This is a genomic window from Alterotamlana spongicola, assembly GCF_035818475.1.
Lineage (GTDB): Bacteria > Bacteroidota > Bacteroidia > Flavobacteriales > Flavobacteriaceae > Cognatitamlana.
Genome location: NZ_JAYMGV010000004.1, coordinates 180,210 through 196,392, shown reverse-complemented (window position 1 = coordinate 196,392; position 16,183 = coordinate 180,210). Strand labels below are relative to the sequence as shown.

The window sequence follows — 16,183 nt, the reverse complement described above, 5'->3', positions numbered from 1 at the left end:
TAATCAGTCTTGCTTTTGAACTCTAACCATTCTATGTCCATAATCCCCTTTTGTAATATTTGCATACCTCATCCTTACCGGGTCATAGGCTTCTTTTTGTTTTTTATACCCTTCAAAAATTACTTTTAAATAATATTCTCCTTTTGGTAATTTCACATTATCTATTACCAGGTCTTTATCTTTTTTATTGGTATACCCATAAAACTCTTTCCCTTTTACAGATATTATGGCTTTAGTATGATTGGGTAAAACTTTATGTTGTATATCTTCTAAGGTTATCTTGTAATTCCCGGATTCCTCTACTTTCACAGGCCAGCCCTCTTCATTGGAAACTTTTTCAAAATAGAATAAGTTTGTAATAGGTTGTATGTCATTACCTATATGGTTTGGATAAGAGGGTAAATTATCTTGATCAATAACCTCATCTAACCAGTTTAGATAGTCTTTTTGTAGTTGCTTTACTTTTTCGGGCTTTTGTTTTGCCAAATCTACTTTCTCATAGGGGTCATTAGATAAATCAAAAAGTTCTTTGCCTTCAACCAGTTTATATGCGCCGTCATAAACCACTGATTTCTTCCAAAGTGTTTTCTGGAACGCATCATTTCCTTCTTTTGACCATGGCACTAAAAAATGATGGTAATACGTTCTCTCCCATTTAACTTTTTTATTTTCAATTAGTGGCAAAAGGCTTTTCCCATCTAATACTTTATTTCTCTTTAATGGAACATCACATATATCCATTATGGTTGGCAATAAATCAATATGGGCAGTAAATTCATCTACTTCTTGTTCATTGTTATATTTGCCTATCCAACGCATTAATAAGGGTACTCTTATACCGCCTTCATAACCTTCTCCTTTTACACCTCGATAATTATTATTATACCTTTTTTGCCCCCCTCGCCTTGGCCCATGTGAAGCCGGGCCGTTATCTGAAGTAAATATGATCAGCGTATTTTCATCTAATCCTAATTCTGTTACACGCTTCATTAAACGCCCTATGTTTTCATCTACTTTAGACACCATACCATAAACCTCTTTAGTATGCTGTATTAAATCTTTCTCGTCCTCAAACGGTTTTACATATTTATCAGGAACTTGTTTGCCGTCCGGATGTGTATGAGGTAAAAAAGTAGGAATAAATGCAAAAAACGGTTTGTTTGCTGTAGATTTTCGCTCTACAAAATCTATAGCTTTATCAAAAATCAAATCTGTAAGAAAGTGCCCGTAAAAATGTTGGCTTTCACCATTCACATCCATTATTGGATTAAATCGCCCATATTGCATTTCTTCCCATGTGACCACTTCATCAAATCCTTGATCGTTTGCCCGCATAGGGTAGTTATAGCCTAAGTGCCATTTTCCAAAAAGCCCTGTGTTATAACCAGCGTCTTTTAAATATTCTGCAATGGTATGCTCTTCAGGATGCATGTTTACCCGACTTTGATTAACACTTGTTACTCCTGTTCTGTAATTATACCTTCCTGTTAAAATAGCTGCTCGTGTAGGCGCACATACAGCAGACACATGAAAATTACTCATAAACAAACTTTCTGATTTTAGTTTGTCCATATTTGGCGTGTCTAAATAAGGATTTCCAAAACAGCTAAAGTCACCATATCCTTGATCGTCTGTTAATATAAAAATGATGTTTGGCTGTTTTTGCCCCTGGCTAATTGCACTAAAAAATAAGAGTATTACTACTATAAGACGCATAGCGATTACTGGTTTGGTTTGTTAAAAAATATTTCAAATTGTTTCTGAGTGCTAATGTCTTTAAATACCAGGTAAATCCCGTGCCCATATGTAACAAATTGTTGTTTAAAAAACATTGCTATCCTTTACTATTATTGAAACGCTCATCATTAGCAGGAAATGAAATGTTAGGTTAAGTTTTTAAACTTTAACAACTCGTTTCAACACTGATCCATTATAAGTACTAAATCTAAAGATATAGATTCCGCTTTGTAAATTAGAGATATTAATAGTTTTGGCATTAGAATTTATTGATTCCCGCTTTATTAACTTACCAAGCATAGAATACACTTTGTAGTCCAGAATATTATGCTCACTCTGTATGAGTACTTTTTCTTTAGCAGGGTTAGGTACTAAACGTATTATATCTTCTTTATTAAAATTATCAGTCCCTAATGTACCTGTCTTGTAAATAAACAAAGCATCTTTTGCTGGAACATCTACTGTATTCCCTAAAGCTTCTCCTGAGTTATGACCTGAATCTGTTATTCCATTTAGTTTTTTATAAGTAACTCCAGGAAACAAATCTGTAAGGGAGAATGTTTTTGAACTTAAAGAAGGATTTACTAAAACAGCACCATTCTCATATTGTCTAGCCAAAAGTTGAGCACTGGCATGTACTGTTATACTCTTCACCACAAAGTCTCCGTTGTTTTCTGCATTTAATATAAAGTCTAAATTTAACCCGCCTGCTTTTCTGTAATAAAAGGACAATAACCTCGTTTCTGAGGTATCCATATAGCCCCATAAATCATTATGCAAATTATTATCTGAATTCTTAATTTCTAAAGTAGGTAATCCAGTAGTATTAGCCCTTAATACCCGGGGTATAATATCCGGGAAATCAACTAAGCTTTCCAGAGCTTGCACTTCTACATAAATTACAATGTCATCATTAAGGTTTCCAACATTTAAATTATTATATGTAATTTGAATATCTTCTCTACTATTGCTACTATTACCGCTTACAACTAAATTCCCGTTAGAACTTGAAATGGTGGCATTTGATGCTGACCAATTAGAAAGATTTAATCCGGTACCATTTAAAAGGTCTGGTGTTTGTCTTGCCAAACGAATTAAATCGCCTGTTGGATTTCCTAACCATTGTTCTGTATTTAAATCTCCTCCCAAATCTTCATCTACTGCTACTTCTATATGAGGCCTTGTGTAAGCCGCATTTAAACAAGTGGCTGTTCCTTTGATCAACCGTTCTAAATTCACTTTCCCTGTTATACCCAATTCTGTACCATTGTCAACCTCATTAGGATCTGCAGCATCAAGTGGGTTATTAAATTTAGAAACTATAAAACTAAAGTTATAGGGTCTGGAAGTATTGGCTTCATTCCAATAACTAAATACATTGATTGTCTTAGAAAAACCTCTATAAGCATCTTTTACTGCTACCAATCCTTCTGATTCTATACCATCAAAAATTCCAATAGCTCTTTGATCATCATCTACATACCCATCACCTATCATTAACCTAGAGTCTGTAAGCATCGTTCTTATATCCTGCATAAGTGCATAGGCTCCCTGAGCATATCTATTTTCTAAACCATTATAACCATTATCAGAAATGCCATCATTATTAACATCTGCTTTAGGATCTCTAGGGCTCCATGGCAATAAATCAAAAGAAATCCCCTGTGCAAACTCTAAATCTCCACCATTTTGATGAAAAGTTGTTAATTCTTCTAAAATAATATCGGCTGCCGTTTTTCCATTTGCATCTGTTGGGCAATCCAAAGATAAATTATAATCAAATCCTGTCTTTTTTCCTAAACGTGCAGTCATTGGTACTATAGTTGCTCCATTAGGATGAGACTTTGCCGTAGACAAAGCACTCCCTCTGGTAACAGTAATTGTAGAATTAGAAGTATTCACATCAGAAATATCCTCAATAGTAACATATTCTGCTGTACCCCATAGTTTATTCCCAAAACCGTCCAACTGTACAATCATCAGTGTAGGATACCTGGTGACGCCTGTTGATATAGTCCCTGAAAATTTCGAAATATCTTGTACACCAATCACCGTATCTGCCGGTCCTATAGCTGTAGTAAGTGTAGATCCCGGAACAGAGAGCCAATGTCCTGGAAAAAACAAATCACTCGAACCTGGTTTATGATTTAAATGTGCACGCCCCAAATAATGATTTAAAACCAGCTCTTTGGGATTAGAATTAAGATAATTTGTAGCCCAATCTTGTGTGAATAACCTAACATTTTCAAGTTCATCTACATCAACAAATTTTTTAAAAATTCCTGCTGTAGGCGTTGCGGCATCTATCCATGTTGCTTCATCAACGTGTACAGAATTAATATATTCTCCTCTAAAGGATATAAGTTGAGGGTACCCTTTAGTAAAAACATCTTTTTGAGATAAGTCTTTATATACTTGAGCTTTTATCTGTAAAACACAACATAATATAGATATGATAGATACAATTGAGGTTTTCATAATTTTTAAACAATTTTTCTAATTCTTAATTATTCTTTTAATAAAACTACCCGAGGCCGCATTCAGCTTGATAAAATAAATACCATTGCTTAAAGCAGAAATATCAATACTGCTCTTTGATTTATTAAGAGCTCCTTCTTTAAAGACCTTTCCTTGAATTGAATATATTGAATAAGTGTCCAATATAATTTCACTGGTAATATTAATAATGGCTGTACTTGGGTTCGGGTATATGGAAATTTTGTTTTCTGTCTTAGGGGCTTTAATACTTAATGTAGCCGATGTAAAATTCCATTTAAAATCATCATTATCAACAAAAGTTGCTAAATTTAATTGATTAGCATTTGTACTATTTCTATAAGCATACAGACCAGTTTCTATATTTTTTAAATAAAATTGATCGGTCTCTCCTGTGGCAATTACTTCCCATTTAAAACGATCTTCAATGGTTAGTTTATTAGCAGTTACTATTTCACCTACTTTATCTGACAGAAATTGATGGGATGCTTTATTTTCTATGGTATAAATATTTTCTTCAACTTCTGTGAAAATCCAATAATAGATATCTATATTTTCATTACCATTTACAAAGGCTTCTCCATGATTATTTGGAGATACATAAAATTGATTAGCTTGATTTTGTATTGGGGTTTCAAAAGTATCAACAGCATTTAACTGAGACAATATCCACCTCCATTTGTTTCCCACTTTAGAAGCATCCTGAAATTGAAATTTAGTTGTAGTTGCCTTGTTTTCTAATCTTAATGTAAGCCCCGAAGCTAGGCTTCTTAAATAGAATTCATTGACTTTTGTTGCGGGTTCTAAATGAAATTTAAAATTATCCGTATTTTGTAAAGGACTTAGGTGTTCTAAAGCACTTCCCGAAGACGTATTTAGGTAGGTTCCTGTGTTTTTATTTTGTATATTATATACGTCAACAGTAATTGTTGCTGTTCCTCCAAATTCTATAATATCTTCGGTACCAACTTTTATAAAATTCCAAGAAACATCATCAGTATCATTCGTTGCTTCTGTATCAAAAGATGAATTTATACTTAAATTATTATTAGGGCTTGTTATAAGCATATTATTTCCAGGAACCAGAGGACTAGTCTCCGTAAGTTCCCACTCAAAATCTTCTCCAGAAATAACAAGATTCAAGTCGCTCTTAGCTGTCGCACCAGTTGCAGGGCTAGATGGTATATGTGAAGCCAATTCATTTTTAATAGTCGTATACGTTGGGTTTGACGCTAAGTTCACCCATTCATTTAAATCATTTACCCCATCGTACAATTCTTCATCTCCTGATGGTTGATGATTTACATATTTATATTGATTACTGGACACACTAAAACTTACGCCATCGGTCTCTACCGTTAAAACACGCCTATTGGTATCAATAGTACCTGGAGTTGCAAGTTGATTTGATATATCCTGTCCATCTAAATTAGCAACCGACGCGCCTAGCAAATCACATTGAGCTGCTAATGTTGGGTAAATATCTAAAGTACTTATAACACCATCATAATTAACGCCTTCAGCAAAACCTGGTCCAGCTACAATACACGGAATATTTGTTGTTCTATTCCATAAAGAGTGCTTTGCAAGAATTCCTTTCTCTCCAAGGTGATAGCCATTATCTGACCAAAAAACAACAATGGTGTTATCTACTTGCCCACTAGCATCTAATGCATCTAAAACTCGCCCTAGTTGTGCATCGGCATAAGATACCGCTGCGTAGTAACCTTGTAACATTTCTTTAAATAAAGTCTCGTCTGCAATAACAGGAGCAGCTCTATTTATCCTAGTGCTATATGCCGCTATAACACTTGCAGGTATATCGGCATGATCATTAGCCACTTTTTCTGTTAAGGTTGCTCCCGTTGCCAAAAAATCTGGAAAAGGAAGTGAAGCTAACGGGTACATATCAAAGTACTTTTGTGGTACATAGTTAGGTTTATGCGGTGCATACAAACCAACAGCCATAAAAAAAGGATCTTCTAAAACTTGTCCCCCCATGGCATTGAGCTTATTCACTGCCCAGGTTGCAACCTGAGTATCTGCCATATCATCTTCCAAGGCATTATCCAGTGGGGTCATGTCAAAATTCTCCCAATTAAGCGCTACTGAAACATCTGATATTGGGATGCCAGATGGTGTTGCCAGATTACTAGAATTCCAAGCATCCAATGGCCAGCCTTGAGATTTGAGTTGATTATTCCAATGAAATACTTCATCAAAACCTCGTAAATCCCAATAGCCTGCTGTATGATGATATACTTTTCCTCCGCCATAAACATTGTAGCCATTCTTTTTAAATAAGGCAGGCATTGCTTTATGATCCGGATTATTAAACATGTGTGGTTCATCCTCATATGCGCCGGAAACCCAAGGTGCTATCCCTGTCATTATTGAAGTTCTTGAAGGTGCACAGTAAGTTGCAGCAACATGTGTATTGACTAACCGTACACCTCTGTCTCCTAACTTATCCAAATTTGGAGTCAATGCTTTGGTATAACCAAAATCACCAATCATATTGTTCATATCATCTACTACCAGCATCAGCACATTAGGCTTATCCTGAGAGAATAAGTCTTTTGTATATGTTAGTGCTATAACAACACATATGTACTTTATTAATTTAATATAGTTCAATCTAAATAGAAACATCATTGGTAATATTTATTCGATTGGTTATTATTCTTCAATATTTTTTGTAGAAATAATCCCCTCATTTTTGATATATTTTTATAATATAAGCTCCATTTGACAATGTAGATATATCAAGTATTTTTTCATTTTCATTAGATAACACACGTTGTTCCAAAATGGTAAATACTTCCATTTTAAGACATCTTTTGGTGCATCTATGGTAAAGCTATCTTTAATAGAGTTTGGATGGATAATGCAAAAAAAGGATTTATCTTTTTTTTAACAGTCCTTATTACTTTTCATATATGAGAAGTCGGAACTATTTCACCGCTACTTTTACTGTAGCAACTTGATCGTTTTTTGATACTTTTACAATATAAATCCCAGAAGCTAATCCTTGGTTTGAAACTTGTTGTCCTGTAATATTATAAACGGCCTCTAAATTAGCTCCCAATACTGTAATAGTTCCATTTTCTCCATAAACTCTTGCTTGAAGTTTTGACACTACAGTTGTGGAAAGTGTTAATGGATCATAAGAAAATGTCCAATCTCCAAAAGAAATCACATCTCCTCCAAAAGAAAAGCCTGCATCACTTCCTGTTCCCTGAAGTCCATTATTACTTCCCAAAATTCTAATAGCAATATCTCCCGTAGCTGCTGCTCCAAAGTCTAATGTTATTGGGGCTATCGTTACTGTTGTTTCATCTGCACCCGCATTGTATGAAAAAGTTACAGTACCATGAGGGTCTATGCCATCGGCATCTATACGTGTTTGAGGCATATTACTATTTGCTACAGGTCTAATAAAAACATCTCCATTATTATCATTCCCCTTGCCTATTTCCCCTTTAATAACCATTACTAAATCAGGATTCCCCGTTAAATCAACATTTGTAGCTCCGTTTTCTGGAAATAATGAAATAACGTCTCCTGTTAACGGTACTGTTGTAAATGCCCAATTTGCCTTAGCAACTAAGGATCCAGTATCAGGAATATCTCCGCCATTAGTTCCTCCAAAGATTGCATTTTGTACATTTACTGAAATATTACCTGTAGGTAAATTGTTTGTAAGGTTTATAGTAACGGTTGTATTTTCTGAACCATCATAAACAAAATTTACTGTTCCATTTGCATTACCATTAGCTCCTATAAAGAATATTTGGCTATTATCTAAAAAAAAGGCAACTCCACCTGTACCTGAACTGGCATAATCTCCTTCTACTACTATAACAAGATCTGTATCTGCTGATACATTTACTGCTCCATTTGCAGGACTCAACGACTCAACATTACCAATTTGAGCGAAACTAAATGTTGTACAAAAAACTATTGCTACAACAGTTAAAACTTTAAGTATTTTTTTTCTCATAATTATTATTTTAATCTTTATATCAGGTTTATTTTAATTATTTCTTTACTCCTACCTTTTCTTTGCCTGCTACAAAAGCTAATCGTTGTTCTTTAGTTAAAATTTCATGTTTTATTTTTCTATTATGTTCCTTTACGATAGTTTGTATTTTTTCTTTTAGTTTAACCTTATCTGTTTCTGTTTTCTTAGCCTCTTTAATTTTTCTATACCATGCTTCCTGAACTTCTAAAGCTTCTTTCATTTGTTTGTCTGATAGCTTTAAAGTCGGATCTTCTGCTTTAATCAGATTGTTTATTCTTTCAACACTTTCCTTAGCCCTCTCTGCTATATTTTTTGATTGTTGTGCCTGACCTTGAATGGTAGCAAATAATGTGAAAATGGCCACTAATAATTTAATGCGTCTCATAGTTCTATCGTTTTTTAATGTTATTAATTAATTAATTACTCTCTTTGATTTAAAATTGCTTCCTGGTATGATTCCTCTAACTCCTTTGGTTGGCAGCTCTTCCATGGTTTCACGGTCATACCAATCAGGAGTTAATACTTCCGGTTGTATATCTTTTGTTTTCTTTCTCCAGTCATCAAGTTTATTTTTTAATGCTTTTTCGATGCCTGCATATGCCGCTTCCCCTAAAACACTATTAAACTGGTCAGGGTCTTTTTTATGGTCATACAGTTCTGCTTTGGGCTGAGGAACTTGAAATATCTTTCCCTGGAGTTCATTCAGGTTTCCTTGTTTGATGCCTTTTAATAAAGTTTGCCCTGCTCCCCCGCTTAATACATCTATGGCTCCAATATTAGAATTTTGTGGCAGGCCGTTTTCTATATAGGTATATTTTTCGGTTCTAATCATACGCTCAAAAGCTGCATAATCATGCCAGTTATGTTCTGCAAAGGCATATTCTCTAAAAGGCTGTTTAGGATTACTTAAAAGTTTTTCAAAACTTTTTCCCTGAAAGGTTTTTGAGGATTCTACCCCAGCCAATTCTATTACCGTTGGTGCAATATCTATAATACTTAATAAACTATGACTTACCTCTCCTCCTTTTTTAATTTTATTAGGATAATGCACTATAAATGGCGTAAGTATACCACTGTCATACAATCTTGTTTTATCTCTTGGAAAGGGTCTTCCGTTATCAGCCATCACTATTATTAGTGTATTTTCCAGCACGCCTTCAGATTTAAGCGCTTCAACAACTTTCCCCACATTCTGGTCAAAACGAGATACTTCTTGGTAATACGATGCTAAATCAGTTCTTGTTTCCAGGTCATCAACCATATATGGAGGTACTATAACTTCACTAGCGTCATAATTAATTTCTGTTTTATCATCCCACTTTCTATGAGCATCATGTGCAGCAAACCACATAAAGAAAGGCTTATCTTTTGGGCGTTCTTTTAAAACTTCCACCCATCTTTCGGAACCACTAGGCCCACCTTTATCTAAGGCACTTCCTCCCGACCTATCAAAAGCTTTAAAGGCTATTCCAGATGGCACAACTGGAGCGTCTCCAAAATGCCATTTTCCTGATTGTGCTGTATAATAACCTGCATCCTTTAATTTTTGAGGAAAAACAATCTGGTGTTCCGGAAGTGGCGCATGTAATTCACCAGCACCGGTGTTATGAGGGTAACGCCCTGTTATAATACTTACCCGACTAGGGCTACATGAACTTGTTGTTAATACAGCATTTGTAAACCTTATTCCGTTTTCTGATAATTTATCAATATTTGGGGTTTTTATCACCGGATGCCCATAACACCCAAAGTCATCTCGTGAAATATCATCTGCTATTAGGATAACAATGTTTGGCCTTTCTTCTTTAGATTCAGAAACATTTTTCTTGATATCTCCTTGATAACAAAAGAAAATTGTTACCAAAAGCATAAGCCCCAAAAATCCTATTACTGTGAAAGTGTTTTTGCTCATTTGATTCATTCTCATTTAATTTATTGGAGTTATACTAATGGCTTGTCCTCCCCCTGCAGCTAAAACAAGAGTTAAGTTAGTATTGCTTGTTACCTCCATCTCATCAATAGTATAAGAAGTAGGATTGTTATCCCAATGAGCATCTTCCCCGTCTTTGTAAATGGTTGCCTTATATTTTTTATTTTTATCTAAAAATGAAAGATCAATATTTAAGTTTCGGGCACCTTCATTAGTCATCGCGCCAATAAACCAATTAGGTGTATCTTTTTCTTTTCTGGCTACCGTAATATACTTTCCTATGTCTCCATTTAACACCCTGGTATCATCCCAATCTAAACCTACATCTTGAATGAATTTAAACGCAGGGTGGTTTTCATAGTTTTCTGGTAAATCTGGCGCCATTTGCATTGGACTAAACAATACCACATGCAAAGCCAATTGCTTAGCTAAAGTTGTTTTTACAGAAGGGCCCGGATTTCTTGGATAATTACTTTTTGGTTTCCTCCAATTAAACGGCTTATCATCTATACTGTTAAATTTTATATCAAAAATACCTGCATTGTAATCTACGGGGCCTGCCAGCATTCTTGTAAATGGGATAGTTACTGTATGTGACGGAGGATTTCCTGAAGTCCATGCTTCAAATTCCATTCCCCTAACACCTTCTACAGTCATTAAATTAGGGTAAGTTCTTCTCAATCCTGTTTGTTTAACAGGTTCATGTATATCTAACATAATACCATATTTAGCAGCTAACTCTAATTGTTTTCTATAGTGCCTTACCATATATTGGCCATGTTTATGTTGATTTACAGACTTTATGTTTTGTCCTGCATACCCTCCTTTTACGGAACTTAATCCCAAGTCCTTTATCATTTTAAAGGCATCTTCCATATACTTTTCATAATGAGGAATATTCCCAAAGGTTTCATGATGAATAATAAGTTCTATATTTTTTGATTTTGCATACTCCACTATAGCCTTTAGGTCATAATCATCAGTTGCATTTAAAAAATCTGGAATTTCCGTACTTTTATTACGTTTGTCCCAACCTTTATTCCAACCTTCAACGAGTAATCCTTTAATCCCTAATCTACTGGCTGCATCAATCATTTTGAATGCTTTTTCAGTTGTTGCTGCATGATGTGGGCCTTCTTCAAAAGTTTCAAACCCTAAATGTACAGTCCACCAAATCCCTGTATATTTCATAGGCTTTATCCATGAAGTATCTTCTATTTTGTTAGGATCGTTAAGATTTAAAATCAAATTAGATTCTATTAACTCACCTGCTTGCTCTGCAATTTGAATTGTTCTCCAAGGTGTTTTCAATGGTGTTTCACCTTTTACCTTAATACCGTCAGGCCAAGGCACTAAATTGCTTTCTAATAATGTAGTTCCTGCTTTATTCAGTAGGGTCATATCTGAATAATCAGTTAAATTGGCTTCATGAATACTTAAGTAAGTACCACTATTAGCTTTGAAAGTTACGGGTGTATTTGCTGTAGTAATTTCACTTGCTCTAGTTTCATTATAAATTTTCTCATAGCTATCAAAATCTCCTGGAATCCACCATGATTTAAAATCTTGAGCTAAATTAAATTGTGTTTCTTCTGATACAATTTCAATTTTTGATATATTAGGTTGCTTGGGAATATTATAACGAAACCCCAAACCGTCATTATAAACACGGAAACTTAATTCAAGTCTTTTTTCTACACCTTTTTTTTCTTTCAAAAAAACGGTCAATTCATTATAATTATTTCTAATACTCCTGAATTGACCAACTACCGGAGACCATACTTCATCTAGTACCGATGTTTCGTTTTTAACAATTTCAAAATTGGTTAACAAATCAAAATTGTTTTTTAAATTAAATCCTAATTTAGATTTGTCTAACAGTGCTTTTCCATCTTTAAATATTTTGTATTCCGGAGTTCCATCTTCATTTATTAAAAATTCAACTTGAATTCTTTTATCCGGTGATGAAACTATTAAAGGTTCATTATTTGCAGAATTTAGATTACAACTATTTAATAAAATCATAATCGTTAGCATACATAAGTATCTCATAGTGTTTGTAAAGTTTTTATACAATCCAAAATTCAAAAATTAATAAGCTTCTATAATGCTATAGAGTAACAAAATACCGCTACATCGTAACACCTAGTAACCGGTAGAAAAAATGACCTGTTAAAGGCCTTTAAATAATAAGATGCTTATAAAATTCTGCCTTACTTGGTATTTTTCATTATCTATATGAGGTAATAAAAAAGGGTTCAATTATTATAATTAAACCCTTGACAAACATCTACGCTATAGAAATAGCGTTGCTAGTAATCAAACTCTATTTTTTTATTGAATAGTTTATTATTTATTCTACATTTAAAAGTACTGCTTTGTCTTTTCCCATGAATTCATCAATAAGGTTTTAAGTTATTGTCTCTTCCTTATTATTAGGGATTTGTAGTTTCTATTTCATGTTATCAGATAGTCCTCTTGCCCTTTTTAACCTTTAAGCTTCTTTTTTAACTTAATATTATTTTGAGTGCTTTCCTTTTCCGGATACATAATAGCATTTGAAGCTGGAGCAAAAATGTCAGGATTATCTCCAAAAAACTCTCCAAAAGGCCTTGTATTCACTTCTTTTAAGTGTTTAGTTAACAGAGCTTTCATTTCTAAGGCCTTTTTAGGGGCTTTTAAAAAAAGATTAATTTCCTCCGGGTTTTCAAGCTCTGTATTAAATAACTGATTTCGCTCTAAATAATGCTTGTTTTTCATAAAAGATTTTTGTGCCAACTGCTTATGTAATATATAATAAGGTTGCGCAATTTTTTCTTTTTTAAACCCTATAAAATCTTTTCCTTGGGCTATATTCCTTTCTATTTCTGGAGAGTACCTAATTGCTATATAATTCCAATGATCTGTTCTTAAAGCATAGGCATAACCCATTTTAAGCACAAGAGCCTCTCTATGTGCTTCTTCTGCTCCTTTTAAAACAGAAAAAAAGCTTTTTCCGTCTATACGCATATTATCAGGTTTTTGTACCTGACAAGCTTCAAGAATTGTAGGTGTTATATCTATACTCCCTATAACATGGTTAAATGTTCTGTCTCCTTGTATTTTTTTCGGCCATTGTATTAATAATGGAATATGTGTTCCTCCTTGATATAAACTAGATTTCCCACCGTTTAACTTTCCGTGATCTGACATATAAACAATAATTGTATTTTCATATTGTCCTGTTGCTTTTAGTGTATTGATAATGTTTCCAACAGTACCGTCCCACCATGTTGCAGTTGGTGATTTTTTTGACAACTCTTTATTCTTTGGATCATTTTTAAGAGCTTGTCTATTAGCAATCACTTTACTGTAATCTTTATCATGATTATACCCTGCGCCTGTATATGCAGGGTCTGTATCTAAGGATACCACATAATTTCCTTTCACTACACGTTCTGGAGCTGGGCCATGAGGATAAGTAGTCCCTACATATAAAAAGAAAGGTTTCGTTTCTTTTGCCTGCTCTTCTATAAATTGTACAGCAGCATCGCCGGTCCACTCTACATTATGAAAATTAGACTTTTCATTATAGAGTTCTCTTGTATTTCCAGAATAGACACCATTAGCATAATCAAAACCATGCGCTTTTACAAGGTCTTTCCAAAACTCATGGTTTGCCTTCATTTTTTTATTGGTCGCTGCATCTGTTTTAGGATCTGCAGTAGACGGATAAGTTTGTAAGCCTCCTTTTTCCCATCCTTTATTACTTTTCATCAAGTGATGCCCCAAAACATGACTTTTACCCACAAACCCTGTTGTATAACCATTTTGCTTTAACACACCTACTAAATTTAAGCCGTCCTTTTCTAAAGTGACCGCGTTAGCTACGGTGGCTACCTTTCCTTCTGGAAAATCACTTAAATATTGGTCACTATATGAATTATCATAGTATCTACCCGTTAAAATAGCATAACGAGAAGGACTGCATATAGTATGTACTACATGTGCATTTGTGAATTTTATGCCATTTTTAGCAATTTTATCTATGTTAGGCGTATATACATCACTTCCATAAGCACCTACTGTATCTGTATTTTCATCATCCGTTAAAATAATAAGGACATTGGGTTGCTCTACTTTTTCTTGTGCCTGAACTAGTAGTGTCAAAAATAAAAATGGCATCAATAAAAATATTTTTTTCATAAGCTGTATTTTGTTGAATTCCGTTTTTTTTATAAAGTAAATATCAAAATGCTATTTTACGATTTGTGTTTTCTAAGTAAAACATCGATCATATCATTAAAATTATTTTTTCTTTTTGTTACCTTTCTTTCCTTTTTTAGACTTCATATCAGTCGTTTTTTTAACCCATTTGAAGTTTTCTCCTTCAAATTTTAATCTATAAGCTTTTATATCCAACGCCATTTTAGCAGGCGATTTTGGTAAGGCAGCTTTTAATGATTGCTTTATATCTCCATACTTAGAATCCATAGCCAAATTATCAAACTCATGAATATCTGAAATACTGTAAAGCTCTTCTCCTGCTCCATTTTGGTGACTCATATAATGATATTCGTTTGTAAACACGCTAAAAGATTTTCCATCTTTCTGTGCTGTAATAACAGCTCGATCAATAATCTTTTTCGGTTTTTTCAATTGATTTACAATACTTACTCCATCTAAAGGCGTTGCTCCTTTCAAGCCACAAACCTCAACCAATGTAGGGTATATATCTAACAAACTTATAACGCCTCTATAATCTTTATTTTCAGCAATTCCTGGTCCTGCAAAAAATACCGGTACATTAGTTGTTCTTTCCCATAGCGTGTGTTTTGCCCACATTTTTTTCTCTCCTAAATGATAGCCATTATCACTCCAAAATACAATGATTGTATTTCTATCTAATTTGTTTTCTTTGAGTGCTTTTAAAACCCTGCCAAATTGTGCATCGGCATACGATAAAGCGGCATAATAGCCTTGAATAGCTCTTTTCCATCCATCTTTAACACTAACCACTCCTTTATGTGTATGGTTGATTCTCCTTTTAATGATTTCTTGTACGTTCTTTGGTAAATCGTCAAAATCATCTTCCCTTAATTCTGGCAATTTTATTTTATCTAAAGGGTACAAATCATAATATTTTTGAGGAACAAAATTTGGTTTATGAGGTGCATATAATCCTACAGATAAGAAAAATGGTTTTTTAGTATCCATTTTCCCTTTCCCCTTTAAGGCTTCTACCGTCCAATCAACTAATTTAGTATCAGCCATTTCACCTTCCAGTTCATTATCTATAGTTGTCAAATCAAAACCTGCATAAGCGGCTTTAGCGATATCAGAATGTGGTTTTGGAAATTCTTTGGGGGCGGCTTTATTATCGCGCCAGGCAAATAAGCCCCAGCCTTTTTTCTTTTGTGCGGGATTCCAATGGAAATATTCATCATAACCTCTTAAATCAACAAAACCTGGCATATGGTGATACACTTTCCCGCCTCCATAAACCTGATAATTGTTTTCTTTAAAGAGCATTCCTATTGTTTTTTTATTTGGAAGTGCAGTATGGTGCGTTTGCCCAGCATAACAGCCCGAATTCCACGGTGCTACTCCCGTCATTAACGCTACCCTTGAAGGTGTACAATATGTTGCAGATGTTTGAGCATTAGTAAAAGACACACCCAATTCAGCTAATTTGTCTATATTAGGAGTTATAGCTTGATCGTCCCCAAAGTGGGCTATTCTATCATTAAAATCATCTACAACAAACATCAGTACATTTGGCTTATTATTTTGAGCAAATACATTACAATTAATAGCTATAATTACTAACACTAAAAGGGATTGAAATTGTTTCATAACTTATCTTACTTATTTTAAAATCCAAAAATGTATTAAATAATTAAATATTAATTGTTATAATGTAACTACTCTATGCTCTACAGTAACATCCTATATTTTAGAAATTGTTCCAAATAATACCAAAAGAATAAGTTGTTCTTATTTATAATTACAAATAA

At 34.0% G+C, this 16,183-nt stretch carries 10 protein-coding genes; all 10 read right to left on the bottom strand.

Annotated features, from left to right (window positions below; genetic code table 11):
- Positions 1-3: 3 nt before the first annotated feature.
- Positions 4-1,716: an arylsulfatase gene (locus VOI54_RS16645; RefSeq protein ID WP_326284283.1), complete on the bottom strand. Its 1,713-nt coding sequence runs from the start codon at positions 1,714-1,716 to the stop codon at positions 4-6.
- 180 nt (positions 1,717-1,896) lie between these two features.
- Positions 1,897-4,215, bottom strand: a complete 2,319-nt coding sequence (locus tag VOI54_RS16640) for a T9SS type A sorting domain-containing protein (RefSeq protein ID WP_326284281.1) — start codon at positions 4,213-4,215, stop codon at positions 1,897-1,899.
- Between the two features lie 18 nt (positions 4,216-4,233).
- The gene (locus VOI54_RS16635) at positions 4,234-6,888 is read right to left on the bottom strand and encodes a sulfatase-like hydrolase/transferase (protein WP_326284280.1); all 2,655 of its coding nucleotides are present in this window, start codon (positions 6,886-6,888) and stop codon (positions 4,234-4,236) included.
- A 58-nt stretch (positions 6,889-6,946) separates the two neighbouring features.
- Positions 6,947-7,060: a T9SS type A sorting domain-containing protein gene (locus VOI54_RS18035; RefSeq protein WP_503619840.1), complete on the bottom strand. Its 114-nt coding sequence runs from the start codon at positions 7,058-7,060 to the stop codon at positions 6,947-6,949.
- A 126-nt stretch (positions 7,061-7,186) separates the two neighbouring features.
- Positions 7,187-8,236 (bottom strand): T9SS type A sorting domain-containing protein, encoded by a 1,050-nt coding sequence (locus tag VOI54_RS16630; protein ID WP_326284278.1) that lies wholly within the window; start codon positions 8,234-8,236, stop codon positions 7,187-7,189.
- A 37-nt stretch (positions 8,237-8,273) separates the two neighbouring features.
- Positions 8,274-8,642 carry a hypothetical protein gene (locus tag VOI54_RS16625; protein ID WP_326284277.1) on the bottom strand — a complete coding sequence of 123 codons (369 nt, stop codon included), beginning with the start codon at positions 8,640-8,642 and terminating at the stop codon, positions 8,274-8,276.
- 27 nt (positions 8,643-8,669) lie between these two features.
- Entirely contained in the window at positions 8,670-10,169 is a 1,500-nt protein-coding gene (locus VOI54_RS16620; RefSeq protein ID WP_326284275.1) for a sulfatase family protein, read from the bottom strand.
- 15 nt (positions 10,170-10,184) lie between these two features.
- Complete coding sequence (locus tag VOI54_RS16615) at positions 10,185-12,239, bottom strand: glycoside hydrolase family 97 protein (protein WP_326284274.1); 2,055 nt, start codon at positions 12,237-12,239, stop codon at positions 10,185-10,187.
- Positions 12,240-12,674: 435 nt separating this feature from the next.
- Positions 12,675-14,372, bottom strand: a complete 1,698-nt coding sequence (locus VOI54_RS16610) for a sulfatase family protein (RefSeq protein WP_326284272.1) — start codon at positions 14,370-14,372, stop codon at positions 12,675-12,677.
- Between the two features lie 102 nt (positions 14,373-14,474).
- A complete protein-coding gene (locus VOI54_RS16605) occupies positions 14,475-16,022 on the bottom strand; it encodes a sulfatase (protein WP_326284271.1) in 1,548 nt (515 codons plus the stop codon).
- Positions 16,023-16,183 lie beyond the last annotated feature (161 nt).

Coding starts and splice junctions, on each gene's coding strand:
- VOI54_RS16610 (WP_326284272.1), bottom strand. CDS start 14,372: ATGAAAAAAATATTTTTATTGATGCCATTTTTATTTTTGACACTACTA.
- VOI54_RS16605 (WP_326284271.1), bottom strand. CDS start 16,022: ATGAAACAATTTCAATCCCTTTTAGTGTTAGTAATTATAGCTATTAAT.
- VOI54_RS16635 (WP_326284280.1), bottom strand. CDS start 6,888: ATGATGTTTCTATTTAGATTGAACTATATTAAATTAATAAAGTACATA.
- VOI54_RS16625 (WP_326284277.1), bottom strand. CDS start 8,642: ATGAGACGCATTAAATTATTAGTGGCCATTTTCACATTATTTGCTACC.
- VOI54_RS16645 (WP_326284283.1), bottom strand. CDS start 1,716: ATGCGTCTTATAGTAGTAATACTCTTATTTTTTAGTGCAATTAGCCAG.
- VOI54_RS16630 (WP_326284278.1), bottom strand. CDS start 8,236: ATGAGAAAAAAAATACTTAAAGTTTTAACTGTTGTAGCAATAGTTTTT.
- VOI54_RS18035 (WP_503619840.1), bottom strand. CDS start 7,060: ATGGAAGTATTTACCATTTTGGAACAACGTGTGTTATCTAATGAAAAT.
- VOI54_RS16640 (WP_326284281.1), bottom strand. CDS start 4,215: ATGAAAACCTCAATTGTATCTATCATATCTATATTATGTTGTGTTTTA.
- VOI54_RS16615 (WP_326284274.1), bottom strand. CDS start 12,239: ATGAGATACTTATGTATGCTAACGATTATGATTTTATTAAATAGTTGT.
- VOI54_RS16620 (WP_326284275.1), bottom strand. CDS start 10,169: ATGAGCAAAAACACTTTCACAGTAATAGGATTTTTGGGGCTTATGCTT.